This is a genomic window from Streptomyces sp. NPDC004561 (assembly GCF_053602155.1).
Genome location: NZ_JBSGDB010000759.1, coordinates 1 through 2,707, shown reverse-complemented (window position 1 = coordinate 2,707; position 2,707 = coordinate 1). Strand labels below are relative to the sequence as shown.

The 2,707-nt window shown below is 77.4% G+C and carries 2 protein-coding genes and 2 pseudogenes; 1 reads left to right on the top strand and 3 read right to left on the bottom strand.

Translation table 11 applies throughout. The features are described 5' to 3' along the window. Nucleotides 1-395: pseudogene (locus ACWEN3_RS44835) on the top strand (allophanate hydrolase subunit 2 family protein); the annotation flags it as partial. 4 nt (nt 396-399) lie between these two features. Here the strand turns inward: ACWEN3_RS44835 and ACWEN3_RS44830 are convergent. The 3 genes and pseudogenes from ACWEN3_RS44830 to ACWEN3_RS44820 form a co-directional block, all read right to left on the bottom strand. Then, the gene (locus tag ACWEN3_RS44830) at nt 400-1,317 is read right to left on the bottom strand and encodes an SGNH/GDSL hydrolase family protein (protein WP_452983990.1); all 918 of its coding nucleotides are present in this window, start codon (nt 1,315-1,317) and stop codon (nt 400-402) included. After that, nucleotides 1,314-2,486 carry a glycosyltransferase gene (locus ACWEN3_RS44825; RefSeq protein ID WP_452983988.1) on the bottom strand — a complete coding sequence of 391 codons (1,173 nt, stop codon included), beginning with the start codon at nt 2,484-2,486 and terminating at the stop codon, nt 1,314-1,316. The genes ACWEN3_RS44830 and ACWEN3_RS44825 overlap by 4 nt, the downstream gene beginning before the upstream one ends. Continuing rightward, nucleotides 2,483-2,707 (bottom strand): annotated as a pseudogene (locus ACWEN3_RS44820) (glycosyltransferase family 1 protein); the annotation flags it as partial. The gene ACWEN3_RS44825 and the pseudogene ACWEN3_RS44820, both read right to left, overlap by 4 nt.

The window sequence follows — 2,707 nt, the reverse complement described above, 5'->3', positions numbered from 1 at the left end:
CGCCGGCGCGCGGGGACGGCCCCCCCCAGCCGCCGCCCCCGGCCGAACTCGTGCTGCGGGTGACGCCGGGCCCGCGCGACGACTGGTTCACGGCGAGCGCGGTCCGCGACCTCACCACGCGCGCGTACCGCGTCTCCTCGGCGAGCAACCGCATCGGCCTGCGCACCGAGGGCCCGGCCCTGACCCGGGCCCGGGCCGGTGAACTGCCCAGCGAGGGCATGGTGCTCGGCGCGGTCCAGGTCCCGCCGGACGGCCGCCCGGTGGTCTTCCTGGCCGACCATCCCACCACCGGCGGCTACCCGGTGATCGCGGTGGTCCGCGGCCCCGACCTCCCGGCGGCCGCCCAGGCGGTACCGGGCACCCCGGTCCGGTTCGTGTCCGTGCGCCGCCGATGACCCCTCAGCCGACCCCCACCTCCACGTGTGCCGCCGGGCTCCCGTGCGTGCCCTCCACCCGGCTCTCGGCGCGCTGTGCCGGTACCGAGGGCTGTTCCGGCCGTGGCAGGGCGGACAGCGCCGCGGACACGGTGGCCGAGGCGTGCAGGTCGAGGTGGGCCGTGGTGCCCCGGGCGCTGTGCTGCAGCTCGTCGGCGGCGAGGCGCAGCAGTTGCGGCAGCAGGTCCCGGCACCGCCGGGCCACCCAGCCGGTGCCCGCGGTGGCCAGCCAGAACAGGCTCGCCGCACGCGTCGGCGCGGGGAACTCCGGCTCGGAGGACGGCGGTTCGCCCGTCGCGCGGCCGGCCTCGGCGAGCAGGGCGTGGAAGCGGACGGCGAGCTGCCGGTGCCCGCGTTCGCCGGGGTGCAGCCGGTCCGCGCTCCACAGGGTCCGGTCGGTGATCCAGACACCGTCCGCCGCGTGCAGGTGGACGGCGCCGTAGCGGTCGGACAGCGTGTGGACGACCGCGTTGACCGCCCGCTGCCGCCGCGCCAGCGGCCGGGCCAGGGCACCGGGGAGGCCCAGCATCGCGCCGGGGTCGGGCAGGCAGCCGGTGAGCAGGGTGGCGCCCTGGCGGGTGCAGGACGCGTAGACCTGGTCGAGGACGGCGGCCACCGCGTGGATGTCGAAGGTGCTGCGCAGGGTGTCGTTGACGCCGATGACCACGGACACCAGGTCGGGGCGCAGTCCGAGCGCGGCCGGCGTCTGCCGTTCCAGCACGTCCCGGGTCTGCGCCCCGCTGACCGCGAGGTTGGTGAAGTCCGTGCCCTCGCCCAGAGCGGGCGCCAGCAGCGCGGCCCAGCCCCGCCAGCCGTCCCCTGCGGGGTCCCCCACGCCCTCGGTCAGCGAGTCCCCGAGGGCGACGAAGCGGACGGGTCTCATGCCACGCCCTCCGGCACGGTCCGGCGGACGTCGGCGCGCAGCACCTCCACGTCGTGGGCCGCGAGGAACGCCTCCACGGCCGCTCCCCAGCCGAAGCACTCGGCACGCGCGCGTGCCGCCTCCCGCCGTTCGGGCTCGCGGCGCTCCAGGAGCAGTTCCACCGCGTCCGCGAACGCCTCGCCGTGGCCGGTCGCGGTGGCTCCGGCGGACCCGATGACCTCGGGCAGCGCGGACGAGGCACTGGCCACCACGGGCGTGCCGCATGCCATGGCCTCCAGGGCGGCCAGCCCGAAGGTCTCGGCGGGCCCGGGCGCGAGGCAGACGTCGGCGGACGCCTGGAGGGCCCCGAGCGCGGCCCGGTCGGAGACGTGCCCGAGGAACGTGACCGGCAGCCCCCGCTCCCTCGCGCGCTGCTCCAGACGGGCCCTGAGCGGCCCGTCCCCGGCCACCACGAGCACCGCCGGCCGCCCGCGCCGCAGCAGCGCCTCCAGGGCGTCCAGGGCCGTGCCGGGGCGCTTCTCGACGGACAGCCGGGAGCACATCACGAGCAGCGCCTCGTCCCCGCGCGCGTGGCGGCCGCGCAGCCCGGGGTCGCGCAGCCCGGGGTGGCGTTCCGTCAGGTCGACGCCCAGGGGGGCGCGTACGACGTTGCGCGCGCCGATGCGGACGAACTCGCGCTCGGCGAACTCCGTGGTGCACACCACCCGGGAGTAGACGTGCGCGGTGCGGGTGTTGAGGGCGTCGGCTGCCCGGCGGGAGAGGTTCTCGGGCAGGCCCCAGGTGCGCAGCACACCGTCGGCGGTCTCGTGGGAGACCATCACGGCGGGCACGCGCGCGCGGCGGGCCCAGCGGCCGGTCCAGCGCAGGGTCGTGCGGTCGGAGACCTCCAGCCGGTCCGGGGCCAGTTCCTCCAGCAGGGCGGCCACGCGCCGCTTGTCGGTGAGGACGCGGTAGCCGCCCGTGCCGGGCAGCAGCGGTCCGGGCAGGGTGATGACCCGGCCCTGTGCGGTGTCGGTGTCGGTGTGCCGTTCGCCGGGCACGACCAGCACCGGTTCGTGGCCCGCCGTACGGAAGCCCTTGCCCAGCTCGCGCAGGGCGGTGCGCAGTCCGCCGGAGGCGGGCGCGACGAAGTTGGCGAGCCGGACGATGCGCAGGGACTGGCCGGTCATGCCGCCACCGCCGTCCGGCGCGCCGCGAGGACGTCGTCGTAGTGGGCGACCAGCTGGTCGCCGACGGCGGCCCAGGTGCGGCCCTCGACCATGGTGCGTGCGGCGGCCCCGAACGCGGTCCGCCGGGCGGGATCGGCGGCCAGGGTGCGGACGGCGTCGGGGAGGGCGGAGAGGTCGCCGTAGGAGGCGAGGACGCGGATGCGTTCCACCTCGTTGCCCTC

Bases quoted from the DNA above. Each gene is read 5' to 3' on its own strand.
- ACWEN3_RS44825 (WP_452983988.1), bottom strand. From the start codon at position 2,486: ATGACCGGCCAGTCCCTGCGCATCGTCCGGCTCGCCAACTTCGTCGCG.
- ACWEN3_RS44830 (WP_452983990.1), bottom strand. From the start codon at position 1,317: ATGAGACCCGTCCGCTTCGTCGCCCTCGGGGACTCGCTGACCGAGGGC.